This is a genomic window from Aeromonas oralensis (genome assembly GCF_049665575.1).
Classification (GTDB): Bacteria; Pseudomonadota; Gammaproteobacteria; order Enterobacterales; family Aeromonadaceae; genus Aeromonas; species Aeromonas hydrophila.
This window is the reverse complement of sequence record NZ_CP187186.1, coordinates 269814-290688: the sequence shown is the minus strand read 5'-3', so window position 1 is coordinate 290688 and position 20875 is coordinate 269814. Positions and strand designations below refer to the sequence as shown.

Below are 20875 nucleotides of genomic sequence, written 5' to 3'. Positions count from 1 at the left end.
CTCAGACCCGGCAGACCTGCACACCTTGCGCCTCCAGCAGTAGACACTCATCCGCATCCTCCGCCAGTTTGACCAGCCTGCTCTGCACCAGCCCCAGCTTGGCCAGCAGCGCCACCGAGCGCTCGTTGCCCGGGGTGACGATGGCGACCACCCGCTTGATGCCGAGCCGCTCCCGACCATCCTGCAGCGCTGCCTGCGCCGCTTCGATGCCATAACCCTGACCGCGATAGGCGGGCAGGAAGGCGTAGCCGATGTCTTCACAAGGCAGGGTATCGCGCTTGATGAGCCCGCAGATGCCGAGCTTGGCGCCGTCGCTGCGCCGGGCCACCAGATAGAGACCATGGCCGTGGCGGGCATAGCTGACCGCCGGCCCCTGCTGGATGTAGTTTTCGGCATCCTGCAGAGTGCGGATGCCCCGATCGCCGATGTAGCGGTGAAAGTCGGGGTCGTTGAGCAGTTCGACAATGAAGGGGGCATCGGCAACGGTCAGTTCGCGCAGTTCCAGGCGCTCGGAGAGGATCATGACAAGGGCTCGCATAGAAGAGACAGGCCCCAAGACTGCCCCCGCCACCAGCCAATGGCAAGGCCGTCACCATGAAAAAGGGCCGCAACGCGGCCCCGGTCAATGATATCAGCCGCGTCAGGCCGCCAGCAGCCCGGCGTAGCCATTGCCCTGCTCACGCAGCGCCACGAACACCGCCGCGCAGTCGGACCAGGAGAGACCGAGCCGTTCGGCCACCTGAGTAGGCCACTCGGGCGGCGCCTCCTCCCCCACGTCGGACTGCGCTGCCAGGGCGATGGCCAGATGGATGAGGGCGGCCTCGACAGATAACTCCTTGGCCAGCAGAGGGTTGTAGTGATACTCCACCGCATGGCAGATGCTCAAGGGGAATTGCCAACGCCTGGCCATCTCGGCCCCGGTCTGGGCATAGTTGAAGCCGACCACCAGCTCCTCGGCCTTGGCGCGCCCCTTGCTGGGCTCCAGATCCTTGATGTGGTTCACCATGTTCTCCGGCAGCCCCACGTGCATGATGAGCCGCCCCATGTCGTAGAGCAGGGCGCAGGTGAATACCTCTTCCCCCTTCATGCCCTTGAGCTTGGCCAGCCGTCTGGCCAGTTCGGCCACGTCGAATACCTTGCCCCAGAAATGTTTGAGATCGATGCCGGGCACCGCATTGATGGAACCGGTCAGGCCGCAGGCGAGCACCATGTTGCGCACCACGTCGACCCCGAGCCGCACCACGGCCTCGTTGACGGTGGCGACCTGGCGACTGCCGCCAAACTTGGCGGAGTTGGCCAGCCGCAGCAGCTTGGCGGAGATCACCGGATCCTTGTTGATCTTCTTGGCAATCAGCAGGATATCCGGCTCTTTCTCGTTGAAGGTCTGCACCAGTTCGCGCATGACTTCAGGCACGTTGGGCAGGTTCTGGGGCTTGGATAACAGTGAGTCTATGGTGGGCATATTGATATCCGTCCATGCGATTTTATGATGGTTGTCGTTTGCCGACAGCAAACCCACATTAATTATGGGTAACAAAAACCGCCCCTACCGAATGTTTTTATCGAAATATTTCAATGCGTTAATAGCTATCTCGCTATACTGGCATCCTTTATGACATGACGAGGCGCAGCACATGAGCGAACCCACCGAGTTCTTCGACGAACAAACCCTGCTGGAGATGGTCGACAACCAGCTGAGCGACGGCCACCCGCTGCAGGTCAAGGCGACCCTGATGCGGCTGGTGATGAAGGGCACTCCCCGTGAAGAGGCGCTGCAATATATCGCCTGTGCCCTGGGGGCCGAACTGATGGCGATGGAAGCGGATCAGGGCCCCTTCAACCTCGATCGCTACGGCCAGTTTCTGGACTCCCTGCCCGAGATGCCCTGGGCCGAATAAACGCCCGCCGCCGGCGATCCGGTCGCCGGCCTGCTCCCGTTAGGCAAGCCACCCCGCCAGCCATTATCATTACTACCACCGGACAGCAGGGGAGCAAGCATATGCGCTGGCAAGATCGCCGTGAGAGCAACAATGTGGAAGACAGGCGCCAGCAGGGCGGCGGGGGCGGCATCCCCATCGGCGGCAAGGGGCGTCTGATCCTGCTGGTAGTGGTCATGGTGGCCGGCTACTACGGGGTGGACCTCTCCCCCCTGCTCAGCGAACCGACCACCCAGAACCAGCCCCAGCGTCAGGAGATGTCTCAGCCGGCCAAGGATCCCCTCGCCAGATTCACCTCGGTAATGCTTGCCTCCACCGAGGATGCCTGGGGCGAAATCTTCCAGCAGAGCGGCAGCCGCTATCAGGCCCCCAAACTGGTGCTTTATCGCGGCGCAACCCGGACCGGCTGCGGCCAGGGCCAGTCGGTGATGGGCCCCTTCTACTGCCCGGCGGATCGCACCGTCTACATCGATCTCTCCTTCTATCAGGAGATGCGCGACAAGCTGGGAGCTGACGGCGACTTCGCCCAGGGCTACGTGGTGGCACACGAGGTGGGCCACCACGTGCAGAACCTGCTCGGCATCGAGCGCAAGATGCGTGAGCAACAGCAGGGGTTGAGCCGGGCCGAGCAGAACAAGCTGTCGGTCAAACTCGAGTTGCAGGCTGACTGCTTTGCCGGCGTCTGGGGCCACTACATGCAGCGGGAACAGGTGTTGGAGCATGGCGATCTGGAAGAGGCGCTCAACGCCGCCCAGGCCATCGGCGACGATCGACTGCAGCAGCAGAGCCAGGGCCGGGTGATCCCGGACAGCTTCACCCACGGTAGTTCGGCCCAGCGCTACGCCTGGCTCAAGCGCGGCTTCGACAGCGGCAAGCCCGCCAGCTGCAATACCTTCGCCGCCCGCTAGACGCCCAAAATAAGGGCCGGATCCTGACAGGATCCGGCCCTTTTCCATTCATGGGGAACGTCAGTACTGGGAGTTGACGATCACCTCCTCCCCCAACGCGCCAGCCAACGGCAGCGGCCGGTAGGTGGAGTTGGCCGAGCGCAGCAGCCGGATGCCGCGAATGCCGAGCTCCTGCGCCGCCTTGATGTCGCCATCGGCATCGCCGTAGAAGATCTTCATCTGCTTCTCCTTGAGCCACTGCACCTTGGTGTTCTGGCCCGGCTGATCGCCGGCAAAGATCACCGGGTTGAGCTGGTCGGCCGGAATCTTCATGGTCTGCTGCAGGGTCTTGCTCACGGTTTCGGTCTTGGTGGCCGAACGGCCGGTGACGAAATAGATGTGATCGCCGCGCTCAAGGTGCATGGCGATGAGCGCCTTGCCCACCTCTTTCGGCACGCTGAACGCGTCCCAGCCGTTGTTCATCTTCTCCCAGAAGGCCGGGTTCTTCAGATAGCTCTCGTCGTTGGGGGAGAACTCCTGCTTGCCGCGATAGAACCCCGGGCTGGAGAAGAGCAGGGTATCGTCGATGTCAAAACCTACCGCCATCGGCGGCAACCCATCCAGGCTCCTGGCAATCTGCGTCACCGACACCCAATGAATGGGGGCCTGCTGGGCCAGGGTCACCGCAGTGACACCGGCGGGGCTGACCGGGACTTCGACCGCCACGGCGGGCAGGGTCAGGCTGGCGGCAATCAGGGAGGCAAGCAGGGCAAAACGGGGAGATAAGGACATGATACGGCTCGTGACATGAATGAAACAGGGGGCCGATCCTGCCCCATGCAGGCACCGGAAACCGTGAATCCCGCCACAAAACAGGGCCAAGTGGCACGCATCGCCACGGCAAGCCCCCATCTTGGCGCAATCGCCAAACAGGATGGCGTGGGCACCAAGGCCGGCGCCGACGATGCGCCCCATACTGGCTACTCCCATCCACTCAGGAGCCCATCATGGATTACAAGCAACGGCTGCAAGCCTGCCTCAACCGGGTCATCTGCGACCCTGATTTTACCCCGGCCGAACTCGATCACTGGTTCTGCCCGGACTATGTCCAGCTGGTGGATGACCAGCGGCTGGATCGCGCCGCCTTCGAGCAACACCTGCTGGCACTGCGCCAGAGCCTGGCCCGCTGCGAGATCTCCTTTGTCTCGCTGCTGGCCGAGGGAAACCGGGTGCACTCCCTGCATCGGGTGCGGGCCTGGCGTCACGACGGCGCACGGATCGAGTGCAAGGTAAGCGCCCTGTTCACCTTTCAGGGCGAACGCCTGAGCCACACCGATGAGCTGACCTGCCTGCTGGCGGGGGAGCCAACCGACCGGGATCTCGGCTCCCGCCTCACGACCCCGCCGGTTCCCGCAAGAAGCGATTGAAGGCGTGAGAAAAAGCGCTGAAATCCCCATAACCCAGTTCGAGGGCTATCCGCGACAGCGGCTGGCCCTGTTGCTGCAACTGGCGGGCCCGGCCCATCACCACCTGTTGCCGCCATTGCCGAAAGCTGCAGCCCAGCTGCTGGCTGAATAGCCGGTTGAGGGTGCGCACCGAGGCACCTGAATCGGCAGCCAGCTCCGCCAACCCGTATTCGATGGAAGGGCGATGGCAGACCCGCTCCAGCACCCGCAGCAGCCGCACGTCCAGCGCCGCGCTCAGCATGAATCCGGCCGTCACCGGCGCCTGTCGCAGCTCGGCCGTCAATACCGTCAGATAGGCATCCCTGAGCCCCGGCTCCACCATGTCCGCCAGCCGCTCGAACAGGCCAGCCAGCAGCGGGCTCACCTGATGGGTCGTCAGCTCGTTTCCCCCATCCAGGTCATCCAGATAGATCAGAGTGAGCCGGGAGTGACGCAGCACCCTGAACTCATGGGCAAGCCCGGCCGGGATCAGGCAGAGCTGACCCGCCACCAGCAGCACGCCTGCAGCCTCACTGCTGATCACGCCGCCACCCCGATGCAGATAGCAAAACTGTGAGCCACCGTGACAGTGGAGGGCGGTGAGCGCGCCTTGCGGGTAGTCACGATACAAGAGATTCATGACGAACTCCCCAGGTCCAAGGCCCCCCACCAGCAGGCTCTTTCGGCACTTCTTGCCCCCCGCTCTCGCCCCGGTGGGCTATAACTGCTGTACGCCTTCTAATGACATTTAAATCAATTGCACCATTTATTGGAGATGCCATGGACGTGCACACCGCAGCTGCCCATTCGAACACAGTCACTCCCGCTTCACCCCAGGCCAGACTGGAGGCCATCGACCAGCTGATGGCACGGCTCGAGCTCGCGCCAGATGGATTGATCCTGGATGCCAACCCCCGTTTTCTCGCCATCATGGGATATCAGCTGGCCGAGCTCAAGGGTCAGCACTACAGCATGCTGCTCCCCGCGGAGGCAGAAGAATCCGCCGACGAGGTCGCCCGTTGGCAGGCGCTGCGAACGGGGCAGGCACAGGAGGGAGAGTTTCACCGCCGGGATCGGCAGGGGCGGGACATATGGCTGCAAGGCAGTTGCAGCCCCCAGCTGGACGAACAGGGCACGCTGGTTCAGGTCATCGAATACAGCATGGACCTGACCGAACAGAAGCAGCTGAACGCCAACTTTGAGGGGCAGCTCAATGCCCTGAGCCGGGTCATGGGCAAGGTGGAGTTTTCACTGGATGGCATCATCCTCGATGCCAATGCCCGCTTTCTGGGGACAGTGGGCTATCAGCTGGAAGATCTGAAGGGCCAGCACCACCGGCTGCTGGTCGATCCTGACTACGCCCAGTCGGCCGACTATCGCACCTTCTGGGAAACCCTGCGCCGCGGTGAATACCTGGCGGGAGAGTTCTGCCGAATCGGCAAACAGGGGGAAGAGATCTGGATCCAAGGCTCCTACAACCCGGTGCTGGATCTCACCGGCAAACCCAGCAAGATCGTCAAGTTTGCCACCGACATCACAGCCCAAGTAGAGCAGCATCACCAGCTCAAGCGCGCCATGGAGGAGGCGGAAGAGGCCGCCAGGATGCGCGAGGAGCTGCACAAGTCGCTGCAGGAGATGTCGACCCCTGTCACCCCCATCTGGGACGGGATCCTGCTGCTGCCGCTGGTGGGGATCATCGATTCCATGCGCACCGCCGACGTGATGAACAAGTCGCTCACCAAGATTGCCGAGACCCGGGCCCGGGTCTTCGTGCTGGACATCGCCGGGGTCGCCACCGTGGATACCGGCGTCGCCAACCAGCTGATCAAGATCACCAAGGCAACCCAGTTCATGGGGTGCGAGGCCATCATCTCCGGCGTCTCGCCAGCCATCGCCCGCACCATGGTGGAGCTGGGGGTCTCTGTCGGCGACATCCGTACCACGGCGACCCTGCGGGATGCCTTCGAGATCGCCCTCAAGCGGGTTGGTTCCACCCTCTAGGAGAGATGCATGCTGCTCAACAATGATCTGGGCATCGCCGACGTGGCCGACTGCATCGTAGTCAGCATGCGTCCCGACCTCGGTGACGAGAGCATGCAGCAACTGATGCAGGCCCTTTCCCAGCGGCTGATGCTGGGCCGCCAGCACGCGGTACTGCTCGACTTCTCCGGGGTCATGCTGCTCGATCACCACGAATTCAGGCAGGTACGCAAACTGGCCGAGGTGTGCCGCCTGCTCGGTGCCGTCTGCCTGCTGGTGGGGCTGAATGCGGGGATCGCCGCCTTCCTGGCGCTGGCCGATGCCGAGCCCGGGCCGCTGCGCTGCTTTCTCGACATGGATGATGCCTTCGCCCATGTTCGCACGACGCTCAAGGATGAGGAGTAGCGCATGATGCAGCAGGAACAGAGCGTTCAAGAGGCTAGCTATCCGCTGCGCCACGACATCGACCTGCACCTGACGGTGATGGCGGTACGCCGCCTCCCCTTTATCGCCAACCTGCCCGAGGTGGACCGTGCCATGCTCTCCACCGTGGTCTCCGAGCTTGGCAGCAACATTCTGAAATACGCCGAGCGGGGGGAGATCACCCTCACCCTCCACCATCCCAGCGGGCGTCCCTGCATCGACATCATCGCCCGCGATCAAGGTCCCGGCATTGGGGATGTGCATCAAGCCATGCAGGACCACTACAGCACCTCGGGCACCCTGGGGCTAGGCCTGCCCGGCGTGCGCCGCATGATGTCGGAGCTCACCATCAGTACCCCGCCGGAAGGGGGGACTCTGGTGCAGGCCCGCAAGTGGCTGGGCGCGGCCCCTCTGGTATCCAGGCCAATCCCCCCCCTCGCCTGTGCCGGCCAGCTGCACGCCGGCCTGCAACTGGCATGGGCCAGCGAGAACCGCCCCTGCTATCCGGAACGGGTCTCCGGTGATCTGGCCTTCATCCGGCCGGGGCCGGAGGGGGTATCGCTGATCCTGATCGACGTGAGCGGCCACGGCGCCTCGGCCAACAAGCTGGTACAGGTGCTGGAGGCGGCACTGCAGCAAACCCGCGAGCAGGAACCGGCCCGCCTGTTGCAACTGCTGCACCAGCACTGCATCGGTACCCGGGGCGCCGCCGCCGGCGTGGCCCTGGTCAACGGCGAACGGGGTGAGCTGAGCTATGCCGGCATCGGCAATACCCGCATCTGCCTGCGCGGTCATGATCCCTGGCGCGGCATCTCCCGCGATGGGGTACTTGGGGAGCGTTTCCCCACCCCTCTGCTGCAGCGCCAGCCACTCGTCGCGGGGGACGTGGTGATGCTCTATTCGGACGGTATCAGCGAATCCCTCAACCTGCGCGACGGGGCACTGGATCTGGCCGCCGACCCCGCCCAGCTGGCACGCCAAGTGATCGCCCACAGTGGCCGCAGCACCGACGATGCCAGCTGCATCGTGCTGCGCGTGCTGGCAGGGGAGGAGGACTAGATGCGGCAACTGATCGGCGAAACCCTGCTGTCAGGCCCGGCGGCGGCACTCACCGCCCGGCGCAAGGTGATCCAGGTACTCACCTGCCTCGACAGAAGTCCCACCTTCGTGGCACCGCTGGCGGGCGCCACTTCCGAGCTGGTGCGCCAGCTGGTGGTGAACGCTGAGCCGCTGCAACTGCAGTTGTGGCTGGAGCCTCGCACACAGGAGTTGTGGCTCTCGCTCTCGGCTGACGCCCCCATCCCCCCCGAGCCGGACGGCCGCCATTCATGTGGCATCCGATTGGTCGCGCACGCGGACAACGCCATCGCCCTGGTCTACCGCCTGCCCCGCTGGCCCGATGGACTGCTGCTGCAACAGATGCAGCAGCAGTTCGCAGAACCGACCCGGGATGAGCTGTTTGCGGTGATGCAGGCCAAGAACCAGGAGCTGGAAGCAGCCTATGAGTTGGCGGAGGGCGCAACCCGGGCCAAGAGCGATTTTCTCGCCAACATGAGCCACGAGATCCGCACCCCCATGAACGCCATCCTCGGCATGTCCCATCTCGCCCTGCAGACCCGGCTCGATCCGCAGCAGTTCGACTATGTCAGCAAGATCCAGCGTTCGGCCCAGCATCTGCTCGGCATCATCAACGACATCCTCGACTTCTCCAAGATCGAGGCCGGCAAGCTGGATCTGGAGCGGATCGAATTCGATCTCGACCATGTGCTGGAGAATCTGGCCACCCTGGTGGGCGAAAAGGCGGAAGCCAAGGGCATAGAGTTGCTGTTCGAGGTCGACCACCAGCTCGACACCCTGCTCTATGGCGATCCCCTTCGCCTCGGCCAGATCCTGATCAATTACGCCAACAATGCGGTCAAGTTCACCGAGCAGGGGGAGATCCTGGTCAAGGTCAGCTGTCTGGAGAAACAACCCCAGGAGGTGTTGCTGCACTGCTCGGTACAGGACACCGGGATCGGCATGAGCCAGGAGCAGCAGCAGCGGCTGTTCCAGTCATTCCAACAGGCGGACAGCTCCACCACCCGCAAGTACGGCGGCACCGGCCTCGGCCTCGCCATCTCCCGTAAACTGGCGGAGCTGATGGGCGGCGAGGTGGGGGTACAGAGCGAACCAGGCCAGGGCAGCACCTTCTGGTTTACCGCCCGACTCGGTAGGGGCAGGCGCAGATCCCGCTATCTGCCGAGCCTGGATCTGCGCGGGCGCCGCATGCTGGTGGCCGACGACAGTGCCAGCGCCCGCACCATCATGGCCGCCCTGCTGCGCAGCATGAGCTTTGTGGTGGACACCGCCGAATCGGGCCTGCAGGCACTGCAGATGATCGCCGGCGCCGAGCAGGAGGGGCAGCCTTACGAAGTGGTATTGCTGGACTGGCACATGCCGGGGCTGGATGGCATCGAGACCGGTCGCCGCCTCATCGCCCGCGGCATGGGCCCGCGACCCTATCGGGTCATGGTGACCGGCTACGGACGGGAAGAGGTCTTTCGCCAGGCCGATTCCGCCGGCTTTGATCGGGTGCTGATCAAGCCGGTATGCGCCTCCGTGCTGTTCGATACCGTCATCGGCCTGTTTGGCCAGCAAACAAGTTCACTCACCTTCAAACCACCGCAGGTGACCCATCGCTACCGCTTCGACGGACTCAGGATCCTGCTGGCGGAAGACAACGAGCTCAATCAGCAGGTCGCGCTGGAGCTGCTGCGGGCGGTCGGCGCCGATGTCAGCATCGCCGGCAATGGTGCCATCGCGCTGGAGATGGTGGCCCAGACCCACTACGACCTGATCCTGATGGACATGCAGATGCCGGTAATGGATGGCCTGGCCGCCACTCGGCTATTGCGCGAGCGGGAAGACGTCGGACAACACACCCCGATCCTGGCGATGACGGCCAACGTCATGGCCGGTGACCGCGAACGCTGCCTCGCTGCCGGGATGGACGATCACATCGCCAAGCCCATCGACCCCGACAGGCTGTATGCGGCCCTGCAGCGCTGGGCAACCTCCTTCAGCCGCGAGGTCAACGGCACGCTCACTGCCTCGCGCGCATCCCCCGCCACCTCCTTGTTGCCACAGCTGCAGGCGATCGGGCTCAACGCAGAGCCAGCCCTGCAACGCTTGATGCACAACTGGGAGTGGTATCGGGATCTGCTGCAACGCTTCGCCCGCCAGGGGAGTCAGCCGATGGAAATCCTGCTTGCCGCCCTGCAGGCGAATGACCGGGAAGAAGCGCATCGACAGGCCCATACCCTCAAGGGCATAGCCGCAACGCTGGGGGCCGGGTCGCTGCAGGATGTCTCGGCCCGGCTGGAAAGCGCCCTCGCCCGGGGAGACGACGCCGTCAGCCTGCTGCCGCTGGCCGAACTGGGGCTGCAACAACAGCAGAAACTGGCCGCCAGCCTGCTGACACTGCTGCCGGCCCCTGCCGCCTCCGGCTTGCCGGAGGCTACCCCCGCCGAGCTGGCCCCCTTGCTGCACCAGCTGACCGGGCTGCTGCTGGAAGACGATGCGGAAGCCTTCATCCTGTTCCAGCGCAATCAGGCCAGGCTCGCTCCCCTGCTGGGCGAGGCAGCACCGGCCATGCACGATGCCATGACGCGTTTTCACTTCGCCGATGCCCTGGCATATCTGCAACAAGTCCGGGCCCTCAGACCCGATCTGTTCAACCAAGAGTGAGGCGCCATCATGCTCAACTTGCTGGATCCCGATACCAAACCCACCCTGCTGGTGGTCGATGACACACCGGAGAACCTCTCCCTGCTCAGCGCCCTGCTCAGCCCCCATTACCGGGTCAAGGTCGCCATCAGCGGCCAGCGGGCGCTGGAGATCCTCTCGGCCGGCACCCGGGTGGATCTGATCCTGCTCGACGTGGTGATGCCCCAGATGGACGGCTATCAGGTAATGCAGGCGCTGCAGGAGATGCCGCAGGCGCGGGAGATCCCGGTGATCTTCCTGACCGCCAAGGTGGAGGAGAGTGCGGAGGCGCACGGCCTGGCGCTGGGGGCCGTCGACTACATCCACAAGCCCATCACCCCCGCCATCGTGCTGGCCCGGGTCAGAAACCACCTGGAGCTGAAAGCGGCGCGAGATCTGCTGCACGACCAGAACGCCTTTCTGGAGCAGGAGGTGGAGCGGCGAACCCGGGAGAACGAACTGATCCAGAACATCACCATCCACTCCCTCGCCTCCCTTGCCGAAACCCGCGACAACGAGACCGGCAACCATATCCTGCGCACCCAGCACTATGTGCGGCTGCTGGCGGAGACCCTCTGCGAGCATCCCCGCTTTCGTGCCGAGCTGACCCCCAAGACCATCGATCTGCTGTTCAAATCGGCCCCGCTGCACGACATCGGCAAGGTCGGCGTGCCAGACCGGATCCTGCTCAAACCCGGCAAGCTGGATGCGGACGAGTTTGCCCAGATGAAGCATCACTCCATTCTCGGCAAGGAGGCCATCGTCCATGCCGAGGAGGCGCTGGGGGTAGAGGTGGAGTTTCTGCGACTGGCCAAGGAGATCGCCTGCTACCACCACGAGAAGTGGGACGGCACCGGCTATCCCTATGGCCTGATCGGTGACGAGATCCCTCTCTCGGCTCGCTTGATGGCGCTGGCCGACGTGTACGATGCCCTCATCAGCAAGCGCTGCTACAAGGCCGCCATGTCCCACCAGGAGGTGGTGCCGATCATACTGGCGGGGCGGGGCAATCACTTCGACCCCGACATCACGGATGCCTTTGCCCGCATCCACCAGCAATTCCACGAGATCGCCCTGCGCTACAACGACGACAAGGGCGAGCGAGAGTCCAACCGCGACTAGATGGTGGCGGGCAGCAGGTCGGTAAAGACGAAGCCGTCCCGCTCCACCGTCTCCCCCACCCGGATGGCCAGCGGCCGCTGGAACATGGGACCGTCCCAGGCCAGGGTATGAAACTCGCCGTTTTCGCCGCAGGGGTCCACTCCGTCAGGCAGGGCCGCCAGCAGGGCTGCGTCAAACTCATGCCCGCCGAGGGTGGCAGGCAGCTTGCGCGGATCCAGGGTGCTGATCCTGGCCCTGAGCCCTGCCGCCATCATCTCGCCAGCCAGCTCGTCGGTCTTGCTGCCCCACAGCGGAAACAAGGGCGTGATCCCCGTCCCCGCCAGCTGCTGCTCCCGATAGGCGCGCACGTCCTCGAGAAAGAGATCGCCAAACGCCATGTGGCGGATTCCCTGCGCCACCACGTCCGCGATGAAGTCGGTCATGATGCGGGCGTAATCTTCATTGCTGCAGGGCCAGGGCAGGTCGATGGTGGTCAGCGGCAAGCCCACGCACTCAGCCTGCGCCAACAACAACTGCTTGCGCACTCCGTGCATGGCCACCCGTTCGAACGCCTGGTTGAGGGTGGTGAACAGCCCCACCACCTCGATGGCCGGATCCTGCCGCAATGCGTGCAGCGCCCAGGCACTGTCCTTGCCGCTGCTCCAGGAGAGCAGCACCTTGGTCTTCATCATGATTTCTCCCGCTATCTTGAGGTTGGAGCCGGCAAGGCGCCGGCCATCATCCTGATTGTTCACCCGGGCGAGGAGCCCGGCGCTTGATCGTGCCGCTCCGTCTCGCTGCACCAAAAAGCTGCAAGACAGTGTTGCGAATTGTGCGATTTACATCACGGGATGCAAAAGCATAACCTCGGTAATGAGCGCGTCCCCTGCGAGGATGGGGGAACAATAACTAAAAAAACGATGGGAAACATAAGGATATGACGACAGTCACACCAGCTTACGACCACAGCCGTCCCCTCAACCGACAGGATTACAAGACCCTGAGCCTGGCCGCCCTCGGCGGAGCCCTCGAGTTTTACGACTTTATCATCTTCGTCTTCTTCGCCGTGGTGATCGGCGAGCTGTTCTTCCCGGCCGACATTCCCGAGTGGCTGCGCCAGTTCCAGACCTTCGGCATCTTCGCCGCCGGCTATCTGGCCCGCCCGCTGGGCGGCATCATCATGGCCCACTTCGGCGATCTCATCGGTCGCAAGCGGATGTTCACCCTCAGCATACTGCTGATGGCACTGCCGACCCTGCTGATCGGCCTGCTGCCCACCTACGCCACCCTCGGCATCGCCGCGCCCCTGCTGTTGCTGCTGCTGCGGATCCTGCAAGGGGCCGCCATCGGCGGGGAAGTGCCCGGAGCCTGGGTATTCGTGGCAGAACACGTGCCCGCCCGGAGGGTCGGTGTCGCCTGCGGCACCCTCACCGCCGGGTTGACGGCCGGCATCCTGCTCGGCTCCCTGGTGGCCACCGCCATCAACCGCGGCATGAGCCCGGGCGAGGTGAGCGACTGGGGCTGGCGGCTGGCCTTCGTGCTCGGCGGGGCGTTCGGCATCGTCGCCATGTACCTGCGCCGCTGGCTGCACGAGACCCCGGTCTTTGCCGAGATGCAGGCCAACAAGGCGCTGGCGGAAGAGCTGCCGCTCAAGACGGTACTGCGCAGCCACAAGGGCAGCGTCGTGGTCTCCATGCTGCTCACCTGGCTGCTCTCCGCCGGCATAGTGGTGGTGATCCTGATGACCCCGACCTATCTGCAGAAAGTGCACGGCATCAGCCCGGCCGATGCGCTGACCGCCAACTCGCTGGCCATTCTGGCACTGACCTTCGGCTGCATCGTCTATGGCCGGCTGATCGACGCCCTCGGCAGCGGCCCCACCTTCATGCTGGGCTCATTGCTGCTGGCCGGCGCCAGCTACGCCTTCTATCACGGGCTGGCGACCGACACCAGCCAGCTGGTGCCGCTCTATGCGCTGGCCGGTTTCTCGGTAGGAATCGTCGGTGCCGTGCCCTACGTCATGGTCAACGCCTTCCCGGCGGTGGTGCGCTTCTCCGGGCTGTCGTTCTCCTACAACGTGGCCTACGCCATCTTCGGCGGCCTGACGCCCATGCTGGTCACGCTCTGGATGAAGGAGGACGTGCTGGCCCCCTCCCACTACGTGGTCAGTCTGGCTGCGCTCGGCTTCGTGCTCGGCCTGCTGCTCTGGCTACAACAACGCAGCCAGCGCCAGAGCGCGCCGCAGGCGGCCTGAACCATTCCGAGCCCCGCCCAGTGCGGGGCTTTTTTCATATGGCTGGTGTTCAGCCAGGTCGACATAAGATAGCCTCCCTCTCGGGCCCATCGACGGCCCGGGACACTCCTCCACCCTAGTCATTCGAGGTTCATGATGTTCTTTCAGGTCGTATTTCTCGCCTTGCTGGCGCTGCTGCCCATGGTCAACCCGCCCACCACGGCCACCCTGTTGCTGGGGCTGAGCAAGGGCATGTCGCGCGAGCACGTGCGCCGCCAGATCAACCTGGCCGCCATCTATCTGTTCTGCACCCTCTGCGTCAGCTTCTTCATCGGCTCCTCCATCCTTGATCTGTTCGGGATCTCCATTCCCGGCCTGCGCCTGGCCGGCGGCCTCATCATCGCCTTCATCGGCTTTCGCATGCTGTTCCCGGCACCGAGCCAGGCGGCCGGGGTCGACATCAACCAGAGCATCGCCTTCGTGCCGCTCACCATGCCCAGCATGTGCGGACCGGGCACCATGGCACTGGTGATCAGCGGCGCCGCCCAGATCGCCGAGCTGCCGGACGAATACAGCCGCTTCACCATCTATGCCGCCATGGTCACCGCCTTCGCACTGATGAGCCTGCTCAGCTGGGGGGTGCTCAAACTGGCGGATCCGGTCTGCAAGATCCTCGGCGCCACTGGCATCGATGCCATGACCCGGATCATGGGCTTCTTGCTGGTCTGCATGGGTATGCAGTTCTGCATCAACGGCATCAAGGAAGTGGCGCAGGATCCGGTGTTCCACGGTGCGCCGGCGGCACAAACGGCTCCCGCATTGCCACACGTATCCGGCGCCCTTGATCAATTGCCGGACCCGCGCCAGCCCTGACTGAAAACGGTGTCATAAAAGCGCAGGAATCGTCGCTGATCTTGCGCCTGATCATGTTGTTGACACATAAATGAGTTAGTGTGTTTTTCATACAGATTCGATTCAGAGAGTGCTTGGTAGGTTTATGGATGGACACCCACTCACTTCAGGAGATGTGCAAATGGAAAAGATGCTGACCGAGATTGGAAGCTACAGCCTGTTTCATGAATATCTGAACGTGGTCGGTGCCGCCAGCCCCGCTCTGACCCGGATCAAGAGCCGGTGGGAGTACAAGCAGAGCGATCGTCTGGTTGCCCAGATCAGGGTCGATCAACAAGGCAACGCGCGCTTCTTCATCGACGCCCGCGCCATTTCGGTCAACTGACCGAGCCCCGTATCTGCAGCCCCGGCCCTTGCCGGGGCTTTTTTGTTGCCGGTCATCCCGCACCGCCATCCAGCCCCACCAAACTGTTCATTTTTCATACAGCTAACATTCAGTCGCCGACGGCTATCTTGTCGGCGAATCCCCCCACTTCATGAAGAGCATGCAGATGACCAAAATGCTGACCGAAATTGGCAGCCACAGCCTGTTTCAAGAGTACCTGAACATGATCGGCATTCCCGGCCCGGTACTGGCCAGGATAGAGCAACGGTGGGAGCACCGGCGGCAAGAGCAGCTGGTCGCCAGGATCCTGATCGATCCTCAGGGCAAGGCTCGCTACTACATCGACGCCCGCACCATCTCGGTCAACTGATCCAGTCAGCTCCGCATACAGCCCCGGCCAACACCGGGGCTTTTTATTGGCTGGCGTTCACTCCCTCCTCGGCGCAATCAGCACCACCCAGCTCCCCCGCCTGGATGTCACCGTGTAGGAATTTTCATAACTTAAAAACAAAAATAAATGGAATAATTAATTATGCGACATTGATCTCATCATAGAAATCAAAAATCGATAATCATGCCTGTCATCAAGAGGGATGTTTTACGCCGGGAGTGGCGATGACCTTAAGCAGAGGAAACGATGACCATTGACCTATCAAGCATGATTACCGAGACCCGCAACCCGGCCAGCGTCGAGATCGACCAGTTGCCGACTCTGGAGATGCTGCGCGTCATCAATCAGGAGGATCAGCAGGTCGCGCTGGCGGTCAGCCAGTTGCTGCCCGAGATCACCCGGGCGGTCGATGCCATCGCAGCAGCGTTCGGCAAGGGAGGCCGGCTGGTCTACATCGGCGCCGGCACCTCGGGCCGGCTCGGCATCCTGGATGCCAGCGAGTGCCCGCCGACCTACGGCGTCTCTGCCGAGCAGGTGGTCGGCCTGATTGCCGGCGGCCACAAGGCCATCTTGCAGGCGGTCGAGAACGCCGAAGATGACGCCGAACTCGGCGCCCAGGATCTGAAAAACATCCAGTTCTGTGCCAACGACGTGCTGGTGGGCATCGCCGCCAGCGGCAGAACTCCCTACGTACTGGGCGCCATGGCCCACGCCAGAGCGGTAGGCGCCACGGTCTGCAGCATCAGCTGCAACCCCGGCAGTCCGCTGGCCCAGGCGGCCGACATCAGCATGGTGGCGGTGGTCGGCCCCGAGATCGTCACCGGCTCCTCCCGCATGAAGGCGGGCACCGCGCAGAAGCTGATCCTCAATATGCTCTCCACCGGCGCCATGATCCGCACCGGCAAGGTCTACGGCAACCTGATGGTGGACGTGGAAGCCACCAACGCCAAGCTGGTGGAGCGGCAAAAGCGCATCGTGATGGAGGCCACCGACTGCGAGCGCGCCGTGGCGGAGCGGGCGCTGGCACAGGCGGACAACCACTGCAAGACCGCCATCGTGATGATCCTGGCCGGACTCACGGCCGACGAAGCCCGCACCCGCCTGCAAAGCAGCAACGGCTTCATCAGCCAGTGCACCCACTGAGCGGCCAACCGCACATTGGCCGGGCCAGGGACGGCAATACCAAAACAAGAACGGGGTGCCCAGGCACCCTCATGACACAACAGACTGACTAGGTTCTTTATGGCAAAAATAACTGACACCATGGTTGGCCAGCTCATCCAGGCCATCGGTGGCCGCGACAACATCACCCACTGCGGCCACTGCATGACCCGGCTGCGGCTAAGCCTGGCCGACAGCCTGCATGCCGACCGGGATACCATCAAACGCATCGCCGGGGTGATGGGGGTCATCGAGAGCGACGACCAGTTCCAGATCGTGCTGGGGCCGGGCAAGGCCCAGACCGCCTGCGAGCTGATGAACGGCATGTTGAGCGCAGGGCTCGGCGCACTGGAGGCGCCAGCCGCCCAATCCGCCGATCTGGGCGAGATCGCCGCGGCCAAGAAACAGGCGCTGAAGCAGAAACAGACCAGTGCGGCCCACCGCTTCCTGGCCAAGTTTGCCACCATCTTCACTCCGCTGATCCCCGGCTTCATCGCCGCCGGCCTGCTGCTCGGCTTCGCCACCCTGATCGAGCAGACCCTGCTGCTGGAAGGCCAGCAGGCGGGCGGCATGCTGGCCGAGTTCGTCGGCTACATGAAGCTGTTCAGCAAGGGCTTGTTCAGCTTCCTCAGCATCCTCATCGGCTACAACGCCCAGAAGGCGTTCGGCGGCTCCGGGGTCAATGGCGCCATCCTCGCCTCGCTGTTCGTGATGGGCTATGACCCACAGGCCACCAGCGGCATCTATGCCGGGGTCAGCGACTTCTTCGGCCACCAGATAGATCCGCGCGGCAACATCATCGGGGTGCTGATCGCCTGCATCATCGGCGCCTCGGTGGAGCGTCAGGTACGCCGCTTCATACCCGACAGCCTCGACATGATCCTCACCTCCGGCATCACCTTGCTGATCATGGGGGCCGTCACCTTCGTCCTGATCATGCCCCTCGGCGTGCAGCTCTACAACGGCATGTCCTGGCTCTTCATCCACCTCAACGGCAATCCGTTCGGCACCGCCATCCTGGCCGGCCTGTTCCTCATCTCGGTGATGTTCGGCATCCACCAGGGGTTCGTGCCCGTCTACTTCGCGCTGATGGATGCCCAGGGCTTCAACTCCCTGTTCCCCATCCTGGCGCTGGCGGGCGCCGGCCAGGTCGGCGCCGCCCTGGCGCTCTACAGCCGCGCCGGCAAAGACTCCCTGCTGCGCACCCAGGTCAAGGGCACCATCATTCCCGGCATCCTGGGAGTCGGCGAGCCGCTCATCTACGGCGTCACCCTGCCGCGGGTCAAACCCTTCATCACCGCCTGCTGCGGCGGCGCCCTCGGCGGCTTCCTGGTCGGCCTCATCTCCTGGCTGGGCCTGCCGGTCGGTCTCAATACCGTGTTCGGCCCCTCCGGCATCGTCGCGCTGCCGCTGATGACCTCGGCCCAGGGGATCTTCCCCGGCATGCTGGTCTACGCCGCCGGCCTCGCCGTCGCCTACCTCGGCGGCTACCTCATCACCCTGATGTTCGGCTGCAAGAACGTCGATCTGAGTTAATCCCCCTCCGGATTCATCGCCAAGGTCTGGCCCCGAGCAATCGGGGTCACGGCCAAACTCACCCCGGCTCTGGCACAGAGCCCACACAGGAAAGACAACAATGAAACAGTCCATGCTTGCCCTGGCCATTCCTGCCCTGCTTGCCGCCGGTACGGCGCAGGCCGCCGTCATCTATCAGGCCGATGACGGCTCCAACGTCGATCTCTACGGTCGCCTCGGCTTCAACATCTCGGACAAGAAAAGCGGCAACGATCAGGGCGACTTCGACGGCCGCATCGGCTTCACCGCCCGCCAGACTGTCAACGAGCAGGTAGCCGTGATCGGCATGGCCCAGTACCAGGTCAACGCCGCCGAATACGCCAACAACGTGCAGAAGAACAGCAGCGATCTCACCGCCCGTTACGTCTGGGCCGGGCTCGATGGCGGCCAGTGGGGCAAGCTGACCGGTGGCCGGGTCTCCTCCGGACTCATCATGTTCACCGACATCGGCGACGTGTTTGCCGCCTCCGATGTCTCCATGGCGCGCCAGGCCAGCAAGGTGGACTCCACCGCGGTACAGGTGTTCCGTCAGGACGGCACCCTGCAATACCAGAACACCCTCGGCAATCTGGACTTGTCGCTGGCCTACATCCTCGGCAACGGCACCTCGGATCTCGACTACGGCTACAACGGCGCCCTGCGCTACACCTTCGATCTCGGTGCGGCGGGCAAGCTGGCGCCGGTCATCGCCTACCAGCAGAGCAAGGCGGCCCAGACCGGTGCCAGCAAGGTCGACCCCAACGCCGACGAGTACCGCTTCAGCGGCATCGGCACCCGCTACACCCTGGGCCCGCTGATGCTGGGCGCTCTCTATGCCAAGGATCAGGTGAGCTATCGCAACGGCCAGGCGGACAGCGAAGACAAGGTGTGGGAGCTGACCGCCGTCTACGACATCAACCAGAAGTGGGCCGCTCGCGCCGGCTACCGCCACCTCGACAACGACGGGGGGACGGCATGAGCCTGCGCGACACCACCCTGGAGCTGCAGTACAAGCTCACTCCGCGTTCTTCCCTCTACAGCGCCTACGTGTTCCGAGGCGGTGAAGACGGGCTGGCCGGCAGCACGGTCACCAGTTTTGGCGGCAGCAGCAACAGCGAGGATTTCTACCACCTAGGCCTGCGCTACGAGTTCTGATCCCCTGCCGGCCAGTCGGCCGGCTTTTTGCTTTCTGCTGGAGCCCCCCATGATCCGCCTCCCACTGCTCACCCCCCTGCTGCTGTTGCTGGCCCTGCCGACCCAGGCCGCCCGGCTGGAGCTGGCAGACAACCTCACCCTGCTGGCCTCATCCCGGGGCAAGGCCTCCCCCTTCGAGCGCGCCCTCACGCTGCCCGCCGGCGAGACCCGGCTGCTGGTACGCTTCGACAGCCCGCTCGATCCCGACTCCACCAACGAGAGCCAGGGGCGCGCCCGCTCCGCCCCGCTGCTGCTGACCCTGACCCTGCCGGCCAGCGGCACCCTGCGGCTGGTCACCCCGCCACTGCCCACCCCGCAGGCCATTCGCCGCTTTGCAACCAGCCCGGCTCTGCAACTGGCGACCGCTGACGGCACCCGCCCCTTGCTGACCACTGCGCTCCCGCGCAGCCAGGACAGTCTGCTGACCGACTATCAGGCGCTGCTGGCCAGTTACGACGGGGCAGCCAGCGCAGCCACCTCCCTGCCAACCGTCACACCCGTGCTGCACGAAGCCACCCCGGGCGCCGTGCCCGTCGACCCCGAACTGCAACGGCGCTACCTCGCCGCCGACGAGGCCCAACGCAAGGCCTTCCTGCGCTGGGCCCTCGCCCTCTGAGCCGGCACTGGCCCATAAAAAAACCACCCGCAGGCGGGTGGTTTTTTTCTCTCGGCAGGTCTCGGCGTCTGTTGCAGCCAGCCCTGCTTCACTCCTTGTTGAGCCGGTCGATGGCACCGCGAGTGCCGTCGATCAGCGCCCAGGCCTCGTCGCGGCGCTGCACCAGGCCGAGGAACAGGATGTCGGTGATGGTGTTCTGGGCGGTACGCGACGAGATGGAGGAGATGCGCAGCTCGTTCTCGTCGGCCACCGTGTCCAGCACCATGTCGGCCATCTGCCGCAGAGGGGTGTTGCGAAACGAGGTGACCGCGATCAGGGTGGCGCCGTTGCGCTTGGCCAGCTCGGCCGCCGCCAGCACGTCCCGGCTGGCGCCGGAATAGGAGACCACCAGCTGCACGTCCCCCGGGCCCAAGGTCTGGGCGATGGAGATCTGCACGTGGCTGTCCTGGGCGAACAGGGTAGTGACCCCGATCTTGAGCAGCTTGTACCAGAGATCCTTGGCGGTCAGCGCCGAGCCACCGATCCCCACCAGCTGGACCCGACCAGCCTGGTTGATGACGTCCAGCACCCGCGCCAAAGTGGCATTGTCGAGGGCCTGGGTGGTCTCCACGATGGAGTTGATCTTCTCCTGGGCCAGCTTCTTGGCCATGGTCTCCAGATCGTCGTCGCGGCCGATGCCGTTGTAGAGATCCCCTACGTTGTCGGTCTTGATGGCATGCTTGCGCCCCAGATCCTCGCTGACCGCCAGCTTGAAGGCAGTGAAGCCCTTGAACCCGATCTTCTGGGTGAACTTCACTATGCTCGACTGGCTGACGTCAGCCTGCTGCGCCAACTCCTGGGAGGAGAAGTGGGTCACCTGCTCCGGGCACGCCAGGATGTAATCGGCGATCTTGAGCTCGCTGGGGGAGAGCTGACTGCGGATATTGGAAATTTTCGACAGGGTAAGCATGGGTTCTCTCTGCTGCTTGTTCT

23 protein-coding genes are annotated in these 20875 nt (G+C 63.9%); 17 read left to right on the top strand and 6 right to left on the bottom strand.

Annotated features, from left to right (window positions below):
- Position 1: 1 nt before the first annotated feature.
- On the bottom strand, positions 2-523 hold the full coding sequence (locus ACPDZI_RS01475) for a GNAT family N-acetyltransferase (protein WP_438834543.1): 522 nt from the start codon (positions 521-523) through the stop codon (positions 2-4).
- A 117-nt stretch (positions 524-640) separates the two neighbouring features.
- Positions 641-1462, bottom strand: a complete 822-nt coding sequence (locus ACPDZI_RS01470; protein WP_168967906.1) for an HDOD domain-containing protein — start codon at positions 1460-1462, stop codon at positions 641-643.
- A 172-nt stretch (positions 1463-1634) separates the two neighbouring features.
- Here ACPDZI_RS01470 and ACPDZI_RS01465 point away from each other — a divergent pair, with 172 nt between their 5' ends.
- Both ACPDZI_RS01465 and ypfJ read left to right on the top strand, forming a co-directional pair.
- Positions 1635-1898, top strand: coding sequence for a hypothetical protein (locus ACPDZI_RS01465; RefSeq protein ID WP_194760372.1), 264 nt, complete (start codon positions 1635-1637; stop codon positions 1896-1898).
- 101 nt (positions 1899-1999) lie between these two features.
- Positions 2000-2845 carry a KPN_02809 family neutral zinc metallopeptidase gene (gene ypfJ / locus ACPDZI_RS01460; protein WP_438833884.1) on the top strand — a complete coding sequence of 282 codons (846 nt, stop codon included), beginning with the start codon at positions 2000-2002 and terminating at the stop codon, positions 2843-2845.
- A 60-nt stretch (positions 2846-2905) separates the two neighbouring features.
- On the opposite strand, the gene aphA is transcribed toward ypfJ, so the two are convergent.
- The gene (aphA, locus tag ACPDZI_RS01455; protein WP_429045084.1) at positions 2906-3616 is read right to left on the bottom strand and encodes an acid phosphatase AphA; all 711 of its coding nucleotides are present in this window, start codon (positions 3614-3616) and stop codon (positions 2906-2908) included.
- Between the two features lie 215 nt (positions 3617-3831).
- On the opposite strand from aphA, the gene ACPDZI_RS01450 reads away from it, so the two are divergent.
- A complete protein-coding gene (locus tag ACPDZI_RS01450; protein ID WP_202011776.1) occupies positions 3832-4251 on the top strand; it encodes a nuclear transport factor 2 family protein in 420 nt (139 codons plus the stop codon).
- Here the strand turns inward: ACPDZI_RS01450 and ACPDZI_RS01445 are convergent.
- A complete protein-coding gene (locus ACPDZI_RS01445; protein ID WP_236662986.1) occupies positions 4217-4909 on the bottom strand; it encodes an AraC family transcriptional regulator in 693 nt (230 codons plus the stop codon). The two genes, ACPDZI_RS01450 and ACPDZI_RS01445, sit on opposite strands and share 35 nt — an antisense overlap.
- A 140-nt stretch (positions 4910-5049) precedes the next feature.
- Here ACPDZI_RS01445 and ACPDZI_RS01440 point away from each other — a divergent pair, with 140 nt between their 5' ends.
- From ACPDZI_RS01440 to ACPDZI_RS01420, 5 genes are read left to right on the top strand one after another with little or no spacing between them, the layout of a single operon-like run.
- Positions 5050-6270, top strand: a complete 1221-nt coding sequence (locus ACPDZI_RS01440) for a PAS domain S-box protein (protein ID WP_438833883.1) — start codon at positions 5050-5052, stop codon at positions 6268-6270.
- 9 nt (positions 6271-6279) lie between these two features.
- On the top strand, positions 6280-6654 hold the full coding sequence (locus ACPDZI_RS01435) for an anti-anti-sigma factor (RefSeq protein WP_438833882.1): 375 nt from the start codon (positions 6280-6282) through the stop codon (positions 6652-6654).
- Between the two features lie 6 nt (positions 6655-6660).
- Positions 6661-7731 (top strand): SpoIIE family protein phosphatase, encoded by a 1071-nt coding sequence (locus ACPDZI_RS01430; protein ID WP_411637153.1) that lies wholly within the window; start codon positions 6661-6663, stop codon positions 7729-7731.
- Entirely contained in the window at positions 7732-10398 is a 2667-nt protein-coding gene (locus ACPDZI_RS01425; protein WP_438833881.1) for a response regulator, read from the top strand.
- A gap of 9 nt (positions 10399-10407) precedes the next feature.
- Positions 10408-11538 carry an HD-GYP domain-containing protein gene (locus ACPDZI_RS01420; protein ID WP_016349182.1) on the top strand — a complete coding sequence of 377 codons (1131 nt, stop codon included), beginning with the start codon at positions 10408-10410 and terminating at the stop codon, positions 11536-11538.
- On the opposite strand, the gene ACPDZI_RS01415 is transcribed toward ACPDZI_RS01420, so the two are convergent.
- Entirely contained in the window at positions 11535-12209 is a 675-nt protein-coding gene (locus tag ACPDZI_RS01415) for an adenine nucleotide alpha hydrolase (RefSeq protein WP_194759581.1), read from the bottom strand. The two genes, ACPDZI_RS01420 and ACPDZI_RS01415, sit on opposite strands and share 4 nt — an antisense overlap.
- 245 nt (positions 12210-12454) lie before the next feature.
- On the opposite strand from ACPDZI_RS01415, the gene ACPDZI_RS01410 reads away from it, so the two are divergent.
- From ACPDZI_RS01410 to ACPDZI_RS01370, 9 genes are all read left to right on the top strand, one after another.
- Positions 12455-13771, top strand: coding sequence for an MFS transporter (locus ACPDZI_RS01410; RefSeq protein WP_043160913.1), 1317 nt, complete (start codon positions 12455-12457; stop codon positions 13769-13771).
- A 135-nt stretch (positions 13772-13906) separates the two neighbouring features.
- A complete protein-coding gene (locus ACPDZI_RS01405; RefSeq protein WP_162516719.1) occupies positions 13907-14623 on the top strand; it encodes a MarC family NAAT transporter in 717 nt (238 codons plus the stop codon).
- Between the two features lie 160 nt (positions 14624-14783).
- A complete protein-coding gene (locus ACPDZI_RS01400; RefSeq protein ID WP_005308127.1) occupies positions 14784-14987 on the top strand; it encodes a hypothetical protein in 204 nt (67 codons plus the stop codon).
- A 166-nt stretch (positions 14988-15153) separates the two neighbouring features.
- On the top strand, positions 15154-15357 hold the full coding sequence (locus ACPDZI_RS01395) for a hypothetical protein (RefSeq protein WP_438833880.1): 204 nt from the start codon (positions 15154-15156) through the stop codon (positions 15355-15357).
- A gap of 267 nt (positions 15358-15624) precedes the next feature.
- On the top strand, positions 15625-16521 hold the full coding sequence (murQ, locus tag ACPDZI_RS01390; protein WP_011704387.1) for an N-acetylmuramic acid 6-phosphate etherase: 897 nt from the start codon (positions 15625-15627) through the stop codon (positions 16519-16521).
- Positions 16522-16620: 99 nt separating this feature from the next.
- On the top strand, positions 16621-18075 hold the full coding sequence (gene murP, locus ACPDZI_RS01385; protein ID WP_042066887.1) for a PTS N-acetylmuramic acid transporter subunit IIBC: 1455 nt from the start codon (positions 16621-16623) through the stop codon (positions 18073-18075).
- A gap of 100 nt (positions 18076-18175) precedes the next feature.
- Entirely contained in the window at positions 18176-19072 is an 897-nt protein-coding gene (locus ACPDZI_RS01380; protein ID WP_438833879.1) for a porin, read from the top strand.
- Entirely contained in the window at positions 19069-19248 is a 180-nt protein-coding gene (locus tag ACPDZI_RS01375; protein ID WP_438833878.1) for a hypothetical protein, read from the top strand. Before ACPDZI_RS01380 ends, ACPDZI_RS01375 begins: the two co-directional genes overlap by 4 nt.
- 49 nt (positions 19249-19297) lie before the next feature.
- Positions 19298-19903 carry a DUF2057 family protein gene (locus ACPDZI_RS01370; RefSeq protein ID WP_429045099.1) on the top strand — a complete coding sequence of 202 codons (606 nt, stop codon included), beginning with the start codon at positions 19298-19300 and terminating at the stop codon, positions 19901-19903.
- An 88-nt stretch (positions 19904-19991) separates the two neighbouring features.
- On the opposite strand, the gene ACPDZI_RS01365 is transcribed toward ACPDZI_RS01370, so the two are convergent.
- Positions 19992-20852, bottom strand: a complete 861-nt coding sequence (locus ACPDZI_RS01365) for an SIS domain-containing protein (protein ID WP_011704383.1) — start codon at positions 20850-20852, stop codon at positions 19992-19994.
- Between the last annotated feature and the right edge of the window lie 23 nt (positions 20853-20875).